This is a genomic window from Helicobacter felis ATCC 49179, assembly GCF_000200595.1.
Taxonomy (GTDB): Bacteria; Campylobacterota; Campylobacteria; order Campylobacterales; family Helicobacteraceae; genus Helicobacter; species Helicobacter felis.
The window spans coordinates 1162009-1182687 of the sequence record NC_014810.2 but is presented as its reverse complement, the minus strand read 5'-3'; the positions used below and the strand labels follow the sequence as shown (position 1 = coordinate 1182687).

General features: G+C 45.4%; 24 protein-coding genes and 1 tRNA gene. 8 read left to right on the top strand and 17 right to left on the bottom strand.

Annotated features, from left to right (window positions below; all coding sequences use genetic code 11):
* Positions 1-16 precede the first annotated feature (16 nt).
* The 12 genes from HFELIS_RS05995 to tatB form a co-directional block, all read right to left on the bottom strand.
* A complete protein-coding gene (locus tag HFELIS_RS05995; protein WP_013469649.1) occupies positions 17-694 on the bottom strand; it encodes an urease accessory protein UreF in 678 nt (225 codons plus the stop codon).
* A gap of 2 nt (positions 695-696) precedes the next feature.
* Positions 697-1221: an urease accessory protein UreE gene (locus tag HFELIS_RS05990; protein WP_013469648.1), complete on the bottom strand. Its 525-nt coding sequence runs from the start codon at positions 1219-1221 to the stop codon at positions 697-699.
* Positions 1222-1234: 13 nt separating this feature from the next.
* Positions 1235-1822, bottom strand: a complete 588-nt coding sequence (locus tag HFELIS_RS05985) for an AmiS/UreI family transporter (RefSeq protein WP_013469647.1) — start codon at positions 1820-1822, stop codon at positions 1235-1237.
* A gap of 143 nt (positions 1823-1965) precedes the next feature.
* Complete coding sequence (gene ureB / locus HFELIS_RS05980; RefSeq protein WP_013469646.1) at positions 1966-3675, bottom strand: urease subunit beta; 1710 nt, start codon at positions 3673-3675, stop codon at positions 1966-1968.
* Between the two features lie 9 nt (positions 3676-3684).
* Positions 3685-4398 (bottom strand): urease subunit alpha, encoded by a 714-nt coding sequence (gene ureA, locus HFELIS_RS05975; RefSeq protein ID WP_013469645.1) that lies wholly within the window; start codon positions 4396-4398, stop codon positions 3685-3687.
* A 148-nt stretch (positions 4399-4546) separates the two neighbouring features.
* Positions 4547-4634: transfer RNA gene (locus HFELIS_RS05970), tRNA-Ser, on the bottom strand.
* Positions 4635-4672: 38 nt separating this feature from the next.
* Positions 4673-5056: a hypothetical protein gene (locus HFELIS_RS05965; protein WP_013469644.1), complete on the bottom strand. Its 384-nt coding sequence runs from the start codon at positions 5054-5056 to the stop codon at positions 4673-4675.
* The gene (locus tag HFELIS_RS05960; protein WP_013469643.1) at positions 5056-5262 is read right to left on the bottom strand and encodes a PP0621 family protein; all 207 of its coding nucleotides are present in this window, start codon (positions 5260-5262) and stop codon (positions 5056-5058) included. Before HFELIS_RS05960 ends, HFELIS_RS05965 begins: the two co-directional genes overlap by 1 nt.
* Positions 5250-5792, bottom strand: a complete 543-nt coding sequence (rsmG, locus tag HFELIS_RS05955; protein ID WP_013469642.1) for a 16S rRNA (guanine(527)-N(7))-methyltransferase RsmG — start codon at positions 5790-5792, stop codon at positions 5250-5252. Before rsmG ends, HFELIS_RS05960 begins: the two co-directional genes overlap by 13 nt.
* Positions 5789-6814, bottom strand: coding sequence for a tRNA preQ1(34) S-adenosylmethionine ribosyltransferase-isomerase QueA (queA, locus tag HFELIS_RS05950; RefSeq protein WP_013469641.1), 1026 nt, complete (start codon positions 6812-6814; stop codon positions 5789-5791). The genes rsmG and queA overlap by 4 nt, the downstream gene beginning before the upstream one ends.
* Entirely contained in the window at positions 6807-7514 is a 708-nt protein-coding gene (tatC, locus tag HFELIS_RS05945; protein ID WP_013469640.1) for a twin-arginine translocase subunit TatC, read from the bottom strand. Before tatC ends, queA begins: the two co-directional genes overlap by 8 nt.
* A complete protein-coding gene (tatB, locus tag HFELIS_RS05940) occupies positions 7507-7908 on the bottom strand; it encodes a Sec-independent protein translocase protein TatB (RefSeq protein WP_013469639.1) in 402 nt (133 codons plus the stop codon). The genes tatC and tatB overlap by 8 nt, the downstream gene beginning before the upstream one ends.
* 109 nt (positions 7909-8017) lie before the next feature.
* Here tatB and rpoD point away from each other — a divergent pair, with 109 nt between their 5' ends.
* Genes rpoD through HFELIS_RS05920 form a run of 4 tightly spaced genes read left to right on the top strand, consistent with a single transcriptional unit; the run spans position 8018 to position 13028 of the window.
* Positions 8018-9883: an RNA polymerase sigma factor RpoD gene (rpoD, locus tag HFELIS_RS05935; protein ID WP_013469638.1), complete on the top strand. Its 1866-nt coding sequence runs from the start codon at positions 8018-8020 to the stop codon at positions 9881-9883.
* Positions 9880-10335, top strand: coding sequence for a low molecular weight protein-tyrosine-phosphatase (locus HFELIS_RS05930; protein WP_013469637.1), 456 nt, complete (start codon positions 9880-9882; stop codon positions 10333-10335). The genes rpoD and HFELIS_RS05930 overlap by 4 nt, the downstream gene beginning before the upstream one ends.
* Positions 10328-11623, top strand: coding sequence for a C40 family peptidase (locus HFELIS_RS05925; RefSeq protein WP_013469636.1), 1296 nt, complete (start codon positions 10328-10330; stop codon positions 11621-11623). The genes HFELIS_RS05930 and HFELIS_RS05925 overlap by 8 nt, the downstream gene beginning before the upstream one ends.
* A 43-nt stretch (positions 11624-11666) precedes the next feature.
* The gene (locus HFELIS_RS05920) at positions 11667-13028 is read left to right on the top strand and encodes an FAD-dependent oxidoreductase (protein ID WP_013469635.1); all 1362 of its coding nucleotides are present in this window, start codon (positions 11667-11669) and stop codon (positions 13026-13028) included.
* A 109-nt stretch (positions 13029-13137) separates the two neighbouring features.
* Here the strand turns inward: HFELIS_RS05920 and HFELIS_RS05915 are convergent, their stop codons facing one another.
* Genes HFELIS_RS05915 through HFELIS_RS05895 form a run of 5 tightly spaced genes read right to left on the bottom strand, consistent with a single transcriptional unit; the run spans position 13138 to position 17806 of the window.
* Complete coding sequence (locus HFELIS_RS05915; protein ID WP_013469634.1) at positions 13138-13617, bottom strand: methylated-DNA--[protein]-cysteine S-methyltransferase; 480 nt, start codon at positions 13615-13617, stop codon at positions 13138-13140.
* A complete protein-coding gene (glcD, locus tag HFELIS_RS05910) occupies positions 13614-14993 on the bottom strand; it encodes a glycolate oxidase subunit GlcD (protein ID WP_013469633.1) in 1380 nt (459 codons plus the stop codon). The genes HFELIS_RS05915 and glcD overlap by 4 nt, the downstream gene beginning before the upstream one ends.
* Positions 14994-14995: 2 nt before the next feature.
* A complete protein-coding gene (locus tag HFELIS_RS05905) occupies positions 14996-16081 on the bottom strand; it encodes a plasminogen-binding N-terminal domain-containing protein (RefSeq protein WP_049776955.1) in 1086 nt (361 codons plus the stop codon).
* Positions 16074-16658 carry an NUDIX hydrolase gene (locus HFELIS_RS05900; protein ID WP_013469631.1) on the bottom strand — a complete coding sequence of 195 codons (585 nt, stop codon included), beginning with the start codon at positions 16656-16658 and terminating at the stop codon, positions 16074-16076. Before HFELIS_RS05900 ends, HFELIS_RS05905 begins: the two co-directional genes overlap by 8 nt.
* Complete coding sequence (locus tag HFELIS_RS05895) at positions 16658-17806, bottom strand: peptidoglycan DD-metalloendopeptidase family protein (RefSeq protein WP_013469630.1); 1149 nt, start codon at positions 17804-17806, stop codon at positions 16658-16660. Before HFELIS_RS05895 ends, HFELIS_RS05900 begins: the two co-directional genes overlap by 1 nt.
* Positions 17807-17892: 86 nt before the next feature.
* On the opposite strand from HFELIS_RS05895, the gene HFELIS_RS05890 reads away from it, so the two are divergent.
* The 4 genes from HFELIS_RS05890 (at position 17893) to flgK (ending at position 20678) form a co-directional block, all read left to right on the top strand.
* On the top strand, positions 17893-18078 hold the full coding sequence (locus tag HFELIS_RS05890) for a hypothetical protein (protein WP_013469629.1): 186 nt from the start codon (positions 17893-17895) through the stop codon (positions 18076-18078).
* Positions 18079-18141: 63 nt separating this feature from the next.
* Positions 18142-18357, top strand: coding sequence for a flagellar biosynthesis anti-sigma factor FlgM (locus HFELIS_RS05885; RefSeq protein WP_013469628.1), 216 nt, complete (start codon positions 18142-18144; stop codon positions 18355-18357).
* 62 nt (positions 18358-18419) lie between these two features.
* Positions 18420-18848, top strand: coding sequence for a hypothetical protein (locus HFELIS_RS05880; RefSeq protein ID WP_013469627.1), 429 nt, complete (start codon positions 18420-18422; stop codon positions 18846-18848).
* 9 nt (positions 18849-18857) lie between these two features.
* Positions 18858-20678 (top strand): flagellar hook-associated protein FlgK, encoded by a 1821-nt coding sequence (gene flgK / locus HFELIS_RS05875; protein ID WP_013469626.1) that lies wholly within the window; start codon positions 18858-18860, stop codon positions 20676-20678.
* Position 20679 lies beyond the last annotated feature (1 nt).

The following is a 20679-nucleotide window of genomic DNA, read 5'->3' as shown; positions in this document are numbered from 1 at the left end:
TCCTTTTTAAATAGTGTTAAGACATATAAAGTCTGGAGTATAAATGCTCGTGTTGCATCGCTTTGATGTCGTTATGCACACTTGCCGCACACAGATACGACTCGTCCAAGCCCTCTAGGGTTTGTAAAATTTCTACAAAGCTCTCTTGTAGGGCTAATAAAATGCGTTGCCCGTCATTTTGGGCTAGAGGGATGGTTTTTACGCAGTTGATCACCGCGTTAGAACTCTGCGCATAAAGATAGTGCTTGAGGGCTATTTCTAAATCCAAGTCAAAGCAGGCGCAAAACACACCATAGCCGGTCGCATGCGTGGGAGTGGTGCTTTGTTGGGTGTAGGTGTGGAAAAAGGCATGGGGGGGTAAATTCAATGCCATGAGGGTTTTTAAAAAACGACTCCCTAGCTTTTGATTCGCGTTGCGCAATTCTAGGGGTGGAGTGGCTAGCGCGATGCGCTCTTCTATACGTAGTAGGGGTTCTAGCGCGTTCTCCCTAGCATAAGTATAGGCTAGCTTCAAGCTGAGTAAATCGCTGTATAAAAATTGTGTGCTTAAGAAAGCCTGCATGTAAGCTAGCGCGCTTGCTTTGTCAAAAACCTCTTTATGCTGGATATAGGTTTCTAGCCCAAAGGAATGCGTGTAAGAGCCAATGGGAAACATGGCATCGTTGATTTGTAAGAGCATGAAATCTGTTTGCATGGTTATCTTTTAATGATGGTGAGCTGATCGCTGTCTTGGAATTTTAAGGGCATGGTTGAGCCTAGCGGATCGGCATGGGGTGCGCTCACGCTAATGCGTCTAGAGCTATCCAATTTGCTTTTTAAAACCTCATGCCTTGCCCCCAGCTTTTCAAAAAGGATTTTAAGGGGTTTTTCAAATGGGGTTTTAAAACTCAAATCTTGCTCGCCGTAGTAAAGCGAGGCGTGGCGGTTGCCCACTTCGTAACAAATTTTAGCCACTTGGGCGTAGTCGCGCGCGTAGATACAGATCACTTCGGTAGGAATAATATTGATCGCGATCAGAGAGTGGGCATCTTCAAAGAGAATATCCCCATCGCTCAAACCCAACTTAGGAGGGTTTTTAAGCTTTAAAACAATCTCTGCGCCTTGTTGGGAGGTAAAACGCCCCATTCTTTTTTGGGCATCAAACCACTCCAAATCTATAAAATCTAGCCTCTTGGAACTAGCTCCCCCTTTAAGATTGCCCAACACGCGCTCTACTAGCAAGTGGCACACTCTATCAAGACCAGTGTTGGATAAAGAGTAGCCAAGCAGGAATCCAAGCGGTGATCACGCCCTCGACGATGGCAAGCCATGGAACAAATTTACCTAGACTCTTACCAAGTGCGCATTCAATCCAACCAGTGAGCCACAAAACACCCCAAGCAAGCCAAATGAAAGCCCACCAATCGCCCTCAGTGATTCCTAAGAGGCGGTGATCATCAAGCGCATCGGAATAGTGAGAAAGAATGGCCGCTGGGATAGTGTTGATGGTTACAAACAAGCAATACCAGCCATAGGGTTTCCAATCGAGATTGAAAGTGTTGTTGATGGCAGCATACAAGTAGGTAAAACCAAACAATAGACCAGTCGCTGGACCATAGAAGTTAATGAGGTGTTGAGACACCTGCGCGACATCTTCTGGACCAGTTGCAGGGGGGGTGGGGTGGAAAGTGGAATAAATGATAGCGACCACATTACACACAATGGAGAGTCCCCCCACAAAGTAGTTCATGATGGCTTTGCTTTTGGCATCCACATTTGCAAGCCCACTAACTCCGTTGCTGATCAGCACGACCGCAACATACAATAACACAAGACCTAACATTTACCATCCTTTTGGTAAAGATTTGAGGGTTTCAACGCGGTATAAAACACGAAAAAAAACCTCTCTTAAATCCATTATAAACTAGCAAAGTAAATCAATGACTCCCCTCTAAATTAACCCCCTCTATCCCCCTCCTTAGCCTCCTAGAACAAATTATAAAGTTGCGCTAGGCTCAATTCATCTGCTGCTTTAGAGGTTACCTCTTTGCCATCCACTTTCACCTTATAGGTTTCAGGGTTGACATCAATATGTGCGGTCACATCGTTGAATTTGAGGTCCTTTTTAGTGATATTGCGACAGTTTTTCACTGGCAATACCACGCGATCTAGCCCTAGTTCTTCTTTGATCCCTGCCTTGTAAGCCGCTTGGGACACGAAAGTGATATTGGTGTCGAATTTGTTTTTCCCATGGTGTCCAAACATTTCACGGTAATAGACGGGCTGAGGGGTGGGAATAGACGCATTGGCATCGCCCATTTGAGAGAGCGCAATAAATCCGCCCTTAATAATCATATTGGGCTTAATGCCAAAGAAAGCCGGACTCCAAAGCACGAGGTCGGCGTATTTGCCCACTTCCACAGAGCCCACATAGTCAGAAATCCCATGCGCGATCGCGGGGTTGATGGTGTATTTAGAGATGTAGCGTTTGATGCGGAAGTTGTCGTTATCGCCTTTTTCCTCTTTCAAGCGCCCAAACTCTTTTTTGTTTTTGTCTGCTGTCTGCCAAGTGCGTGTGATCACCTCGCCTACGCGTCCCATAGCCTGAGAGTCGGAGCTGGTGATAGAAAAGATCCCCATGTCATGGAGTTGGTCTTCAGCCGCGATAGTTTGGGGGCGAATCCTCGAATCGGCAAACTGCACATCTTCCTTGATACTTTTATCCAAGTGGTGGCACACCATTAACATGTCCATGTGCTCGGCTTCAGTGTTTTTGGTGAAAGGAATGGTCGGGTTAGTAGAGGCGGGTAGAATGTTAAATTCCCCTGCCATTTTGATAACATCTGGAGCGTGTCCACCCCCAGCCCCTTCAGTGTGGAAGGTATGGATGGTGCGCCCGGCAATCGCCTCTAGGGTGTCTTCTACACAGCCCGCCTCGTTAAGGGTATCGGTGTGGATAGCCACTTGCACATCGTATTCATCGGCGACATTGAGGCAGTGGTGAATAGCTGCAGGTGTGCTTCCCCAGTCTTCGTGGATTTTAAAACCAATCGCCCCTGCTTCAATCTGATCGCGTAAAGAGGGTTCGTAAGACACATTCCCCTTAGCCAAAAAGCCTAGATTCATGGCGTATTCTTCGGCTGCACGCAACATACTTTTTAGATTAGCGCGTCCGGGAGTGATGGTGGTCGCATTCGTGCCATCCGCAGGTCCTGTGCCTCCTCCAATCATGGTTGTAACCCCGCTGGCAAAAGCAGTAGGGATTTGTTGGGGAGAGATAAAGTGAATATGCGTATCGATGCCACCAGCGGTTACAATCAAGCCCTCAGCTGCCAAAGCCTCTGTAGCAGGACCTACGCAAAGATTATTATCTACGCCATCTTGCATGTCCTTATTGCCTGCCTTGCCAATGCCTGCAATCTTGCCGTCTTTAATCCCAATGTCGGCTTTGTAAATGCCCGTATAGTCCACAATGAGGGCGTTAGTGAGCACCAAATCTAATTCATAAGAGCTAGGGCTATTGGTTTGACTCATCCCATCACGGATAGTTTTACCGCCCCCAAATTTGATCTCTTCACCATAAGTGGTGCAATCATGCTCCACTTCTAAGATCAAATCAGTGTCGCCGAGTCTAACACGATCCCCGGTAGTGGGACCATACATAGAAACATATTCTTTTCGTGAAATCTTTTTCATGGTTTTTCCTTATTGTTTATCTTTAGTCGCTTCACAACCGCAGTTTACAGACCCAAAACCTTTTTCTTTAGCGCGTTTTAAGCCGAGTTTTTTACCATCGGCATCGGCTTGGCGATCCACCAAAGAATTAAAGCCATAGATGCGCTTATTCCCGCCGATGTCAATGAGTTCCACACTTTTTTCCTCCCCGGGTTCAAAGCGCACCGCTGTTCCAGATGCAATGTCTAGGCGTTTGCCAAAAGCTTTTGCGCGATCGAAGTCCAAGAGCTTATTCACTTCGAAGAAGTGGAAATGTGATCCCACCTGCACAGGACGATCGCCTTTATTTTTCACTTTCAAGCTAATGGCTTCTTTGCCGGCGTTAATAGTAATGTCCTCATTTTTTAAGAAGACCTCGCCGGGGGCTAATTTGCCATTATCCTCTACCGGAGTGTGGATAGTTACAAGCTTGGTTCCATCGGGGAAGTTAGCTTCAATCCCCACTTCATGAATCATGCTTGCTACGCCGTCCATCACATTTTCTTTTTTAAGCCAAGTCCTGCCTTCTTGCATCAAATCCGCCACGCTTTTATTACCATCACGCGCCTTTTCCATCACACGCGCGCTAATGAGCGCGACCGCTTCGGTGTAATTGAGTTTCACACCACGCGCCAAGCGTTCTTCTGCCAATCTGCCCGCATAATGGAGCATTAACTTGTCTAGTTCTTTAGGCGTTAGTTTCATCCTAAACTCCTTATTGAATTTCTATTGGTAGCCAAGCTATCAACGCGCGGATTCTAATCTAATTTTGATCGTTTTTTGTTAACATTTCTAAACAGCTAGATAATATTATTTATTCTTTCTTTATCTTACATCATAGGGATTTGAGAAGTGGCGGAGAGAAAGGGATTTGAACCCTTGAAGGCTTGCACCTTACACGCGTTCCAGGCGTGCTCCTTCAACCACTCGGACATCTCTCCAAAAAGTCTCTATTCTAGCGTATTCTCATTAAACCACCCTAAAGGTTTAAAAATTTTCTAAAGATCACTCCATCTATTCTCATTTTTAAAGCCTCCTCTAAATGCACTTGATTCTCTACGATCCATAAAATGCGCGCATCTAGCAAGTAATCATTAGCCAAACTTTGATAATCCTGTGGGTGGTTGTTTACCAACAAATAAGAGGGCTTAAAATTAACCATGAGGGCGTATTCCAAGAGGGAATTAACAAACACAGCGTATTTGACCCGCTCTTGTGTGCAGTGGCGGGCGAGATCGCAAGCGTTTTCTAAATGGGCGTAGAAATACACAATGGTGTCATTGGTGATTTGAGCGATCTGGGCGATCTCGCTTACAGTTTTAAAAGGAGGGCATGGGATCTGAGGATGTCCAAAAATGAGCATTAATGCCCTTTTTGTAAACAATGTTGGCTACAAAACACGCGCCCACGACTCACAATCGCCTCTTGACTAGAAACATAGGTCTTACAAACTGCGCATTCAACTAGGTTTTCTACCCCATCTTTTTTAGATGGTTTAGAGAGTCTGGTGATTTTAGAGAGGAGATGGATGATCCAGCCGATTAAAAATATAGCGATTAAAAATTGCATACTTCTTCCTTTTGGCGGTAAAAATACACGCGTTTTCCATAGTTAAAACACTCGCTAGGTAAACAAGCGATTTCTTGTTCTAGTAAACTCCCCTTGTAAAATAAGAAATGCCCTCCCGATTCTAAAAAAGGCGTGCTAAGGGTGATAAGTTCCTGTGCACCCATTAACGCCCTAGAAGTGATGAGCTCTACAGACATAGGGGGGAGGTCTTGGAGACGCACGCGCTTGAGGGTTATATTGTCTAAAGCTAAGGTCATTTTTACATGGTGGAGAAAAGCGATTTTTTTAGCATTGGGTTCTAGGAGGGTGAAATGCGCTTTAGGGCAATGGATAGCCAAAGGAATAGCTGGAAAGCCCGCTCCGCTCCCAATATCCAAACAAGTTTTAAAGGGCTGGATAAAATCCAACACCCGCACGCTGTCCGTAATCTGGGCTTGGACTTGGGTTAAATGTTTTGCCCCACTCAAAGCGTGGGTGCGATTCCATTCTAATAGAAGTGCGCTAAAGCGATCGAGTGTCTGCGTGTTCATAAAATGAGCATTCCATCGCCATAAGAATAAAAACGGTAGTGGTGTTCTATAGCGATCTTGTAGAGTTCTAGGCATTTTTCAAGTCCGACCATAGAGGCGACCAACATGATCAGCGTAGACTTGGGGAGGTGGAAATTGGTCAGCAAGGCTTGGACATGGGATACGGGATTGCCCGGATGTAAAAAGAGATCACAAGGCTTTAAGACATTCCCCCTTTTATAATGTTCCACTCCTCTAAGAGCTGTTGTGCCCACGCAGAGAATATAGGGGGCGTGATCTAGGGCGCGCTGGGTTTCCTCAGGGATAAACAACGCCTCAGAGTGCATGGGGTGTTGCCTAATATCTTCGCATTCCACGCCTACAAAAGTGCCCGCACCTACATGCAAGGTCAAAAAGGCGTGCTGAAAGTGGGCTAAAAGGTGTTCTTTGGCGCTCTCTGAGAAATGCAGTGAAGCGGTGGGTGCGGCGATGGCTCCGGCGTGCTTGGCAAAAACACTTTGATAGGTTTGCGTGTCTGTAGGCGTGTCGGCGCGCTTGAGATAGGGCGGGATGGGCATGTGTCCTAGAAGTTCGAGCATGTCTAACACCTCTTCCCATTTTAGGGGGTGTTGGTGGTGGTAAAAACACACTTGGCGTAAATTAGCAGGGGGAGTTAGCACTTCACAGCTATAGCCTTGATCTAGCTCGATCAGCCCCCCTTGAGGGACTCGCCCCTTGATTTGGGCATTAAAGTGGTGGAGGCTATGGGGGTTGTGGATCAAGAGTTCCACTTTACCTCCGCTCGCTTTGCGCCCATACAAACGCGCTTTGATAACTTTAGTGTCATTGAGCACCACAAGCGCGTCTTGGGGAAAAAAATCAAAGACATGGGCAAAAGTGCTATGAGTGATGCGCCCAGTAGCGCGTTTATAGACCAAGAGTTTGGCCCGCTCTGGGGGCAGTAGGGGGGTGGAGGCGATGTATTCGGCGGGCAGGTCATAGTGGTAACTGGAGAGTGAAAACTCTAAAGGAATGTCAGTCATGGATATTTTTAGGGGCGGGATTGACAATTTTAGCAATCAAGATCGAGAGCCCATAAAGCCCGATTAGAGGCAGAGCCATGCAAATTTGGCTCATCGCATCGGGGGGGGTGATGATGGCTGCGATGATGAAGATCACCACGATCGCGTATTTGAAATAAGCCTTGAGAGTCGCATCCGTGATCAGGCCCATTTTGGCTAGAAAAAAGGCTAAAACGGGCAGTTCAAACGCCACCCCAAAGCCCAAGATCAGCCGTGTAAAGAAACTCACATAACTAGAAGCCGAGATATTGGCTTCAAACACCGCGCTCCCAAAATTAGCCAAGTAATGAATCACAAAGGGGAAGACCACATAGTAGGCAAAACCCGCCCCTATGACAAACATCGTTGTGCCCGAGAAGACAAAAGGTAGAGCCATCTTTTTCTCATGCTTGTAAAGCCCGGGGGCAACAAAGAGCCAGAGTTGCCAAAAGATGATGGGCATAGCCAATGCTAACGAGGCAAAAAAACTTACCTTGATGGCTACCATCACTCCCTCAATGGGCGAGATTTGGATCAACTTGCCCGCATAAGAGGCTTTGATCCACGCAAAGATGCGATCCCAAAAGTTAAAGCATAGGAAGAACGCGCCCACCAGCACGGCAACACAAATCAGCAAACGCTTACGCAACTCTTCAAGATGCGGTTTTAAGTCTTCAAACATGGGTTTTCTTTGGGGGTTTTTCTAGGCTCACTTTAGGGCGAGGGGGTTCATCGGCTCGCACCTCATCAGAGAGCGCGTCTAGGGGATTAGCGCGCGCGATACTCTCTTTAAGGTCCTCTTGGACTTGTTGGAGGTCTTTGAGCTCGCGATCAAACGCGCCTTTTAACTTGTGTTGCTCCTCCTCAAAGAGCTTTTTATACTCTAAACTTTCTTGTTTTAAATTTTCGATGTGCAACTCTTGATCAAGGGTTTCTTTAGCCTCATTGAGGGTTTTTTTCACCGCCTTAAAAAAACGCGCTAAATCTATGATGGCTTGGGGGAACTTCTCCGGCCCTAAAAAGATAATGGCGACAATTAAGATCACAACCAATTCAAAAAAACCAATTCCAAACATGCGCGCATTATAGCATAGACATTTGCTAGAGCCTTAATTTATCAATAAGTTAATTTACATTAGAATAGGGTCATTTCTACATTTTTATCAATACTACTAGGATTGCCCCATGGAAAAGTCTAACAAATCTGCGAAAAATCTACCTAAACCCACTTTTCAAGAAGAACTTGAGGAGCTTTTTAGCAATTCAGGCAAGGATGTTTCTTACGAACAAATCCTAGATATTCTTCAAAAAATTCCAACTTCCTCCCAACTCAAAAAGATTAGGGAGCTTGCTTCAAAATATGAAAAGAATTTCGTGCACTCCTCTGAGTGCGCGCTCACTTCTCTTTCTGCCGATCGCAAGGTTGTTCGCAAAAAGACTAAGACCTTAGAAGAAGACAATGATGATTTGGATTTCATCAAGGAAAAGGAGCTCACTGAGTGGTCTAGAAGTGATAGTCCTGTGCGCATGTATCTGCGTGAAATGGGCGAGATTCCACTACTGAGCAAGGAAGAAGAAGTTGAGTTAAGCAAGCAAATTAAGCTGGGCGAAAATATTATCTTGGATGCGATCTGCTCTGTGCCTTATTTAATCGACTTTATTTACGGCTATAAGGACGCTTTGATCAATAGAGAGAGACGCGTCAAAGAGCTTTTTAAAAATTTTGACGATGATGAAACAAATTCTAAAAAAGAGGAAGAGAGCGAGCTAGAAGAAGAAGATGAAGACGCGCTTGAAGTGAAAAAAAATCTTTCCGAAAAAGATCGCAAACGCGTGGGGAAGGTGATTGAGAGCTTTAAGGCTTTGGATAAGGCCAAAAAAGATTGGCTTAAAACACTTAACACGCCCGTCCAAGAGGACGAGCTATTGCACGCTCTCACTCTGGCCTATAAGCGGCGCGTGCTCAAAGAAAGACTGTATGACTTAGGGCCTACCAGTAAGCTTATTGGGGAATTGGTCAAGGCGATGGAAACCTCGCTTAAAAGTGGGGATGGGTTTGAGAAAGAGCTCAAACGCTTGGAATACAAGCTCTCTTTGTTTAATGAGGCTTTGATTGAAAATCATAAGAATATCCTAAAAAATATCACCAATATGAGCAAAGAAGAGATTGCGGCAATGGTTCCAGAGGCTACGATGATTGGAAGTTACATGGAGATTAAAAAACTCTTCCAAACCAAAGAAGCTAGCGAAGACGGATTTGATTTAGAACCGGGCAAACTCAAAGAGATTTTAGAGCAGATCAAACGGGGTAAGCTCATCTCTGACAAAGCTAAAAATAAAATGGCACGCTCCAATCTGCGCCTTGTAGTGAGCATTGCCAAACGCTACACCTCGCGTGGATTGCCCTTTTTGGATTTGATTCAGGAGGGTAACATCGGGTTGATGAAGGCGGTGGATAAATTCGAACACGAGAAAAATTACCGCTTTTCTACCTATGCTACTTGGTGGATCAAGCAGGCGATCAGCCGTGCCATTGCCGATCAAGCCCGCACGATCCGCATTCCTATCCATATGATCGATACTATCAACCGCATCAATAAAGTGATGCGTAAGTACATGCAAGAAAATGGCAAAGAACCCGACTTGGATTTGGTTGCCAAAGAAGTGGGCTTGCCTCTTGATAAAGTTAAAAATGTCATCAAGATCACTAAAGAGCCCATTAGCTTAGAGTCGCCTGTGGGCAATGATGATGATGGCAAGTTTGGAGATTTTGTAGAAAACGATAAAGTTGTGGGCTCTATGGATCACATCATGCGCGAGGATTTAAAAACCCAAATTGATGGCGTGTTGGATCAACTCAATGAGCGCGAAAAATCCGTGATCCGTATGCGCTTTGGTTTGCTAGAGGATGAGAGCGATCGCACTTTAGAAGAGATCGGTAAAGAACTCAATGTAACAAGGGAGCGCGTGCGCCAGATTGAGAGCAGCGCGATTAAAAAGTTGCGTTCACCCCAATACGGGCGTTTGCTCAGAAGTTATTTGCGCATATGAAACCTCAAAGTCTTTTGTTTCTATGCTTGGGCAATATCTGCCGCTCGATGTTGGCTAGGGGGATTGCCCAGCACCATATCCAAGCCCAAAATTTATCTCTACGCGTAGATGGCGCAGGGATTTCAGCTTTTCATCAGGGTGAATCTGCCCACCCTCCCATTATCAAACTAGCCCACAAACATGGCATCAACATCGCGCATTTCACGAGCAAACCCATCACCCAAGCTTTAGCCGATCGTTTCGATTGGATTGTGGCGATGGATACTAGCAATGTGCAGGCCTTAAAGGATATGGGGATCACTCACCCTCATATCCACAAGCTAGGCAATTTTGGTTTAGAGGGCGTGGACATTCCCGATCCCTATTACTTCACTCGCGCACAAGATTTAGAAAAAGTGTATCAGATGATCGCGCAGGGCGTAGGAGAGTTATTGACACACTGCCATGTTTAAGGCGTTCTTACTCAGTGTTATGGTGTTGTTCTTAGGTGCAGAGGAGGCACTCTTAGATGACCTTAAGCTTCCTCAAAAAGCGCGCTTTTATTTGCCCAAACGCGTTTTACCCATTCCGCCTAGATCCAAACTGAAAGCTAGCTATCTCCAACAATGGTATGCCCCTTGGAATGGCATGGAGGTGATGCGCAATTTAGAAGAAGTCTTTTGGATGCAAAGTCTCTTTAAGGCGCGAGGGTTTGGTGCGGATCTCAAGCCAAATAACCCTAAGGCTCTTCAAACCCTTCAAGAAAGCATGGACATGGGACACTATCCAAGTGTAGCCATTAAAGCTATTGTCATTCGTGATGCTGATGTGCGCGCTGCGCCCACTCCAAAGCCCTATTATTTACACCCCTCTCCGGATGCCTTTGATCGTTGGCAAAATTCTATGATCTTTGCAGGCACGCCCGTGCTCATCACGCATTACAACACGGATAAAACTTACGCGCACATCCAAAGTAGTTTTGTTTATGGCTGGGTTAAGGTGAGTGATTTAGCTTTCATCGCACCCCATATGATTAAAAAACTTATGAGAGTCAAGCACTACCTCACACCCTTACAGGATAAAATTCCCCTCTACACACGCGCTAAAAAAATGCTTGGCTACATCCATATGGGTGAGATTTTGGCCAAAGTGCCCGGGAAGGCCCATCAAGTTTATACCTACGATAGAGATATTAAAGGTTTTGTGAAACTTGTCCCTGTGAGCATTGATGAGCACTTGTTCACATCCTTCCCCAGACCTCTAAAAGCCTCTGTAATCGCTGCTGTGATCGATACCATGCTAGGACAAAAATATGGTTGGGGAGGGGAGTTACAAAATCGCGATTGTTCGGCTTTTACAAGAGATAGTTTTGCGAGCTTTGGGATTTTGCTCCCCCGCAATTCTTTAGCCCAAGTGCGCTATGCGGACAACATGGTAGATTTAAGCCACATGCCCGCCAAAGAAAAAGAGACTTATATCATCAAACATGCTACCCCCTTTGCGACCATTCTTTGGCTTAAGGGGCATATCATGCTCTATTTGGGCGCACACCATCACCGTGCCATTGTTGCCCACAATATTTGGGCGATTTCCTTATCCTCCCAACACAACCAACAACTTTACAATATTGGCAAGGCCGTCATAACCACCTTAGAATTAGGAAAAGAAAAGGGAGGAGACTCAAAAACGCGCTTGCTCATCGATCGGGTAGAAGCGATGTCTGATCTTTATGATTATAGTTTAAAGTTAGCAGCACATTAATTGTGCTACAATCCGCATTTTTAAACAAACTTAAAGGGGATTTATGAAGCGTGATTTTGATGTGGTAATTGTAGGAGGCGGGGTTTCTGGTTGCGCCCTGCTTTGGACCTTGAGTCAATATACAGATTTGAAGAAAATTGCTTTGGTGGAGAGAAAAAGTGGGTTGGCTAGAGTGAGCTCGAATGCTAAGGCGAATTCGCAAACCATCCACGATGGAGCGATTGAAACTAATTACACCGCCCAAAAAGCTAGAAAAGTTAAATTGGCGGCTGAGAAAATTCGCCGTTACGCCCTGAATAAAAATCTACAAAATAAAGTTATCTTTGAAATGCAGAAAATGGCGATCGGTGTGGGCGATAAAGAATGCGCTTTTATTGCAAGACGGCATGAGGAATTCCAAGAAATCTACCCCGGTTTAACTTTCTTTGACAAGGCTAAACTTAAAGAGATCGAGCCCAAAATCATTATAGAAGAGCATGGCCTAGATCGCCCTGAGAATGTTGTGGGTAGTGGCTTTGAAAAGTATTGGTGTGGCATGAATTTTGAGCTTTTGAGTGAGAATTTTGTCGAGGAGGCAATGGCTCTCAATTCTGAAAACCATGTATTTTTCAACTTCAAAGTAGATAGAATTGAGTCCTGCATGGATGAATGGGCGGTCATTTCCGCAGAAGGTGATGAAATCTATGGCAAGTTCGTTTTAGTCGATGCAGGGTCGTATTCTCTGCCCTTAGCTCAATCTATGGGCTATGGCTTGGATTTGGGCTGTTTGCCTGTTGCTGGAAGCTTTTATTTTGTGCCCGGTGAATTGTTGCGGGGCAAGGTTTACACCGTGCAAAACCCTAAACTTCCCTTTGCTGCTTTGCATGGAGACCCCGATGTATGGATCAAAGGCAAAACCCGCTTAGGACCTACAGCTTTGGCCATGCCCAAATTAGAACGCCATAAAACTTCTTGCTTAAAGGGCATTAGCTGGGAACTGATCAAAATGGATTGCAATATGGACATTGCAAGCATTGTCTTTGACCTTTTCACGGAGAGAGACATCCGTAATTATGTGTTTAAAAATATGGTTTTTGAGCTTCCCTACATTGGTAAGCGTAAATTTTTGCACGATGCGCGTAAGATCATCCCCTCACTTTCTTTAAGTGATCTGCAGTATGCCTCTGGTTTTGGGGAAGTGCGCCCCCAAGTGCTCGATCGCACCAAGAAAAAGCTCGAATTGGGTGAGAAAAAAATTGTGACTCATAAGGGCATTACCTTCAACATGACTCCCTCACCGGGCGCGACCAGCTGTTTAGAAAATGCGCTCAAAGATGCTAAGGAAATCACCCAATACTTGGGCGCGCGTTTAGAGCTCGAACGCTTTTATGAGGAGCTTTCTCCTGATGAATTAAAAACACTATAGCGTTTAAAGCCGAATAAAGCGCGCTTTAAAGGAGGGGCAATATCTAGGGGGGCTGGAATTTTAACTAGAAAAAGCTAGATACTGAGGTTTTTTGTTCAAAGACAATCTGCTAAACACTCTTCACACAAGATCGCTCATGGGTTAAAAGCCACGCTTTGATGTCCACCCCACCTCCATAGCCTCCTAGATCGCCACTAGCGCGCACCACACGATGACAGGGGATCACGATGGGGCAGGGGTTGGCGTGGTTGGCATTGCCCACCGCGCGATAAGCTTTAGGGCTAGCGGTCTGCTGGGCGATTTGGGCGTAAGTGCGGGTTTGTGCGTAAGGAATTGTTTGTAGTGCCTGCCAAACTTGTTTTTGAAAAGATGAGCCTGCAAGGTCTAGGAGTAAGTTGAAATTATAAAGAATGCCCTTAAAATAATGCTCTAGGGCATTGATCACGGCGTGCATGGTTTCTGTAGGGGGATCATTTTGATTGGAGGTATGCGTAAAATCTATGACTTGTAAGCCTAGCGCGCTGGTGCGCACGCGCAAATAGGGCGCTGGAAAACCCTTAGGGGTTTTAAGAAAGTGTTGGCAACTCATAATCCCATTTTAAAGGGGTTTAAAATGTTGTTGGGATCAAACGCACTTTTAATGCGTCTAAACAACGCCATTTCCTCAGGGGTGAAAGCTAGAGGCATAAAACGCGCTTTAGATAAACCAATACCATGTTCTCCGCTGAGTGTGCCCTCTAGCGCGATCGCGCTTTTAAAAATCTCCTCCATGGCTTGCTGCCCCTTTTCTAGCTGTGTGGCGGGGTCTTCGAGCATGATATTGACATGCACATTTCCATCGCCCGTGTGTCCAAAACAAGGAATGGGTAAATTATAGGCTTGACTAATGCGCTCCACTTCTTGCAAAAGGGCGGGTAAACTAGCCCGTGGCACGGTAACATCTTCATTGAGTTTTTTCTTGCCATAAACACTAATGCTCTGAGAGGCGTTACGGCGCGCAAACCATAAATCTTCTTCTTGTTGGGCATTTTGAGCCACCCGGAAATCCACACATCCATTTTCTCTAAAGTGTTTTTCAATTTGCTCTAATTGCCAGCTGATTTGCTCAGGCACGCTCCCATCTACTTGGGTGATCAAAATCGCGCCCGCCTCAGTGGGTAACCCTTTATTGAATCGCTCTTCAACCGCTCTAATGCTCAGATTGTCTAAAAACTCCATGGCCACCGGGGTAACCCCACTGGCCATACTCTTATACACCGCCTCCATCGCGTCCTGAATGCTAGAAAACACCCCCATGGCTGATTGTTTAAGTTTAGGCTTAGCTAGGAGTTTTAAAGTGATTTCGGTGATCACAGCCAAACAGCCCTCAGAAGCGATTAAAATCCCGGCGACATTGAATCCGGCGACATCTTTGATTGTTTTTTTGCCCGCCCTAATCACATCCCCATTAGGCAAAACCGCACGCAGTGCCATCACATAATCTTTAGTGATGCCATATTTAGCTGCGCGCATTCCCCCGGCGTTTTCGCTCACATTCCCCCCCAAAGTGCTTTGATCCTGACTAGCTGGATCGGGGGGGTAAAAGAGCCCTCTTTTTTCCACTTCATTTTGAAAATGCTTATTGATCACCCCGGGTTGCACGCGCGCAATCAGATTTTTTTCATCAATTTCTAAAATCCGATCAAAATGCTTCTCAAGGCTCAAAACCAGCCCCCCATGCGCGCTCAACGCTCCCCCTGTAAAGCCACTCCCTGCCCCCCGTGGCACGATGATGATTTGATGTTCGTTGCAATAAGCCAAAATTTGGCGCACATCCTCTTCGTGTCTGGGGAAGATCACCCCATCGGGCAAATGGCGCTCCCTAGTGGCATCGTAGGCGTAGGCTTGCAAGTGGGCGGGGTCTGTGTAAAAATTTTCTGCCCCTACAAGGTTATTTAAATACTGGGTATGGGCTGCTGTTAGCATGCTCACTCCTTGTGTTGGTGTTTTTCCGCCTCTTTTTGTTTGCGCTTGGCCTCTTTAGCGCGCTTTTTAGCTTCTTTGGCTGCTTTTTTGCGGGCGCGCTCTGCTGCTTTTTCAGCTTTTATACGGGCTTTGCGCTCTGCTTTACTCTCTTGGGTCTCTTTAGCTTTTTTGGCCGCACTGGATGCGTCCAAACTTTGTTCTTCTTTGCGTTCTGCTTGCGATTCTGTGTGGACTACAGATCGATCTTCTTTAAGCTCCTCTTTGAGCTTTTTCTTGAGCGCTTTTTTCTCAGTTTTGCTTTTGGCTTGCTTTATATCTTCTTTAAACTCCGCGCGATTTTCTTTTTTGAGAGCGCGCTCTAACGCCTTTTGCGCCTCATTTTTTAGCAATGTGTCGTAAAAAGAAAAATAGTGTTTGCTCTTACTCCCGCTAAAGAGTTTGCCTAAAGTGCCCCTATCAATCCCTTCCACCCGAGAGTAAAATGGGGTGCTACTACGGGTAGCCTGCGAAGTGTCTAGGGGTTTTGACTCTAAGATTGCAAAACTTTGGCAATCCAAAATATTGAGTTTTTCCGTGCTGACAATAAAGAGCAGCCCCGTGCTATAGAGGTCGCACGCTCTGCGTAGAGAACGCGCGCTAGGATCAAAACCATTGAGGAGCGCGACCAATAAATCGGAATTAATAAATTCGATCTCCTTATAATCATCCTTGATTTTTTCATACAACTGCGCATCTGGGGCTATGAGAAATGCCTGATGATTAAATTCTCTAAAAATGGCTAAATAACCTTTTTTGGGCACCATGCGCGGTGTGGGCAGATGGCGTTGGTGCATCACGCTATAGGGACCATAGCGACCTATAGCGACTCCATTCTCTATGCGCAACACCTCCACCTGCGCAGCGATCACATTATAATCTGTGAGCTGTGCCAAAATATAGCCACTCTCACCCACTTTCAGATCGTAAGCTTGGAAACGCACGAGTTTATTGGTGCTATCCACCGCATCAATATTAATCTTAAGCGGCGCGCTCCACTCTTGAGCTCCTAGCAAACCCACACATAGGACCAACCATAAAATCTTAAACATGTCTTTGCTGACTCCATAGCAGAGCATAACCAAGACCGATACTCTTAGAAATATTAAAATCCGATAAAAAAGTTTGCACATTTTGGCGTGGGATGCGCACAAGTTCTATGCATTCTCCCTCTATGCCTCCTCCTAGATGGCGTTGTTGCCTTTGATCCACACAGACAAAAAACATACTCTGTTTGCTCCCACTAATACCTGTTGCCGAGCGAAAAACCCCAATAGGTTCTAACATATCAGGAGAGATAGCAAACCCGCACTCTTCTAGGACTTCTTCACAGGCGATTTCTTGGACACTTTTTCCAGGCTTGTCCACTAACCCGGCGCAGAGTTCATAGACATAACCATCTATTTTTTCACCACTAGAAGTGGCGTGCGCCCAAACAGCAGGCCTGAACTGCTTAACAACGATATAATTTTCCTCTTGTGTGTGGTAGATCAAAACCGCTACGCTGTCATGCACGCACACCATATCCCAACGCTTAGTAACGCCATTTTCTTCATAAAAAACGCTTTGGGGACGAATATAGGGCGAAGTCTCACATTTTTTAATGCAGATGCTAGGATAATGCACCATTAATAGAAAATCTTAAGGGTTTCTTTTTGAGCGTATTCAAAGGATTGGGTGTCTTTGAGAGTTTCTTGATAGGGGCGGATATAGCGGGCGAAGCGTTCCCTATCTTTGCCGCTCAATTGGCTTTTAGCCGTGCGGATACGCCCGAGTGGATCGATGGGGCGATCGTTTTTATACACCCCAAAGTGCAAATGCGGTCCTGTGCTCAAACCTGTGCTGCCCACTCTGCCTAGCATTTGCCCTCTTTTGACATAGCCATGCAATTTTAATCTAGGAGCAAAAGCACTCAGATGAGCATAGAGTAAGCGCAGATCTTTACCATACTTCACCTCAACCGTGCGCCCATAACCTCCTTTGTAGCCAATGAAAGAAATACGCCCTTCAGTGGCCGCATGAACGGCTGTGCCAAATCTAGCCGCATAATCTATGCCATAGTGAGGGCGCACCTCTTTTAAAATGGGATGCATCCTTCCATGGGAAAAACGCGAAGAGATGCGGGTGTAGCGCACGGGAGTTTCTAAAAAGAATTCCATAATTTCCTTACCCTGCGCATCGTAATATTTGCCACGATAGGCAAAGGCATAGCGAGGTTGCCGGCGTGTCTCAAGCATACTGGCCTGAATGCTAGGATAGCCAAAGGGGCGATCGAGGCGATGTTTGCGGGTGTAAACCACTACAAGTTGATCCCCTTTAACTACAGCGCGCTTAAAATTCACCGTCTTTTTGTAAATATCTACAAATTCCTGAGCTAATTTTACATTCCCTGTAGCTTTAAGAATATCCTGATAGGGAGATTTTTGGATACGCAAACCTAAGGTCTTTTGCACACTGCTAAAAACAATGGGGATAAAATCAATATGATAGCCATCTTGATTTTTAAAAAGACGCAATTGTACGGCCTCACTCACCGGGATCAAAGCCTGCAACAACGCGCCCTGATCATCTCTAAGAGTGTAATAAGCAACCCCTGCACGAATCTCCGTGCCCAATTCTTTATCTTGAAAGGGAAGATTGTAGTAAATCTTCGAATCGATCTTGTTCTTATCCAAGAAACCCAGTAAGGTAGCCCCTTTTTCCCAAACCAAACGCTCGCCCACTGCTCCAAAGCCACAAACCACACACAAAGCCCACATGCCAAATAGCCGCTTCATCTCTCTCCTTTGAACAACAAAGATGCGATTATAGTCTATAATAGCTTATACAAAATTCCAAATCTTGCCCTCTCAAGGAGAATCTTATGAAAAATTCAAGGCTTGATTTATGGTTAGTGCCCACTATTGTATTTGCGATCTTTTGTGGTGTCCTCTTTGCACTGATCGCCTTTGCTTTTAAAGATCCGGGAAGTAATTTTCAAGAAACGGGTGAAAAACGCCCTGCTACCCCAACAGAGTTACGCAAAGCCTTAGAGCAACATATGCGCTAGCTTAAGGTTTAATTTTTATTAAAACGGCCGATTTAAGCCAAAATTCTGCTAAAAGGATGCGCTATGATTAACTCTGTGGGTAGTGGTCACTCCTCTTTGACAACTTTTTCTACCGGCTACAACTCTGCACGCGCTCAAGAACACGCGCACCAAACCCATAGCGAGGAAGCTACAGCTGTAGACCGCGCAAGCCAAATTAAAAAATCTCTTGAAGCCGGGCATTATAAGGTAGATTTAGAAAAAACCTCTCATAAAATGGCACAGACTTTGCTTGGTTAGGGCGATACTGACGCTCTAGGGGCTTCTTGGGCGCGGTATGAGATCGCGTCTTAGGAGCTTGCATGCTTTCTGCCTACCTTCAACAATCTTTAGAGGATTTACAGACTTTAATCGATTTAACTTTGCAAGACCTTGAAGATATTAAGGTTGCTAAACACGAGGCGATCTTTGCACGCAACCCTCAAAAACAAGAACGGATCAAATCTTTTGAGAGCTGTAAGGCTCTCTTTGATCAGGGCATGCTCGATCTGATGGAAAAAAATCCAGGCACACCTCTTACAGAACTCTTAGACGATGCTAGCAGTGCGTGCTTAAAAGACATGCGCGCACATTTAGAGCGTCTTAAAGAGCTCAATGCAGATTATGCGCGGGTAGTGTTTGCTGTTTCAGAGTTTTATTCCTCTTTGATGCAACAGATCGTGCCTCATGAGAGCACAGGCTATTACAACCAGCGCACCGTGAGCAGTAGCTTTTTACGAGTGCAGGCCTAAAGGATTAGCATGGGCGGTATCCTCTCTTCTCTCAACACTTCTTACACCGGGTTGCAAGCCCACCAAGTGATGGTGGATGTTACAGGCAATAATATTTCTAACGCCAATGACGAGTTTTACAGCCGTCAACGCGTGATCGCGCGTCCTCAAAATAGCCTTGCCTTCACCGATCGCAATGTGAATATGGGCGTGAATGTAGAAACGATTCAGCGCGTGCATGATGAGTTTGTTTTTGCGCGCTATGCTAAAGCCAATCAAGAACACGCCTTTTACAGCACCCAGTTTGACAATTTGCGCGAGGCCTCCTCTTATTTTCCAGATATGAATGAGGTGGGGATTCAAAATGACCTGCAAAACTATTTCAGCGCATGGAAAGATTTGGCTAAAAATGCCAAGTCTCCGGCAACCAAACAGGCCTTAGCTCAAAAGACCCAAACCCTCACGCGCAATATCCAAGACACCCGCGCGCGTTTGGTGGCTTTGCAATACAAAGCAAGCCAAGAATTAGTTAGCTCGGTTAAAGAGGTCAATCGTATCGGCGCAGAGATTGCCAATATCAATAGACATCTTAAAGAAATGGAAGACTCCAAGACTCTAAAACAGGCTAATGAACTCAGAGACAAAAGGGATGCGCTAGAATTCCATCTCAAAGAGCTCATCGGAGGGAATGTGTCTAAATTCCATGTGCAAACCAACTCTGCCAATGATATTAAAGTAGCAGATTTTGATGATGGCTATGTTTTTAATGTGGGCTATGGTTTTAATATCGTAGATGGAGCAATTTTTCACCCTCTGGTGGTCGACAATAGTGATAATAAAGACCATCTTGCTCAAATCTATTTTCAGGGCGATGATTTTAAAACCATCAATATCACCGATAAAATCAATCAGGGCAAAGTGGGGGGTTTGATGGGGATTTATAATGACGGCTCGCATGGCACGATCAAGGGTAAGTTGCAAAATTATATAGACGCGCTAGACACTTTTGCTAAGGGTTTGATCGAATCCACTAACGCCATCTATGCCCAAAGCGCAGCCCACAATGTTCAAGGTAAAATCGTGGAATTTGAGGATCGCACCGCGCTTAAGGACACCAATTACAATATCAAAGAAGGAAGCTTTGATGTGGTGGCTTATAACACAGATGGAAAAGTGTTGGCCAAAAGAACGATTCATATCACACCTATTACTACCATGAAAGATGTGATCGCTCAAATCAATGCTAACACGGATGACAACCATGACAACAACACCACCAATGATTTTGACGATTACTTTAGCGCGCATTTTGACAACAAGACCAAGAAGTTTAGCATCCAAGCCAAGAACCCCTCTCAAGGGCTTTTTGTATCCATTAGAGATCATGGGAGCAATTTTACAGGGGCTTTAGGGCTGAATACATTTTTTGATGGCGATAGCGCGCGCAATATCGCGCTCAATAACACCTATAAAAAAGAGCCCACTGCCCTGCGCCCTTGGTTAGCCCCTATTAATGGAAACTTTGATGTGGCTAATATGATGCAACAACTCCAATACGACAAAATCGATTTCTACCAACATAAACTCAGCAATGCTCCTATGACAATTGAAGAATCCTACCAATTTGTAGTCAGCAAGGTGCACACTGAAGCTGAGAAGTCGCAACGCACCCTAGAGAGCAAAGAAGCTATTTTGGGAGTCGTTAAAAAAGAACATAATGCGATCTCTGGGGTGAGCACAGATGAGGAAATGGTCAATCTCATCAAATATCAAGGGGGCTATGCAGCCAATGCCAAAGTGATCACAGCCATCGATCGCATGATTGAAACACTTTTGGGCATGAAGCAATAGG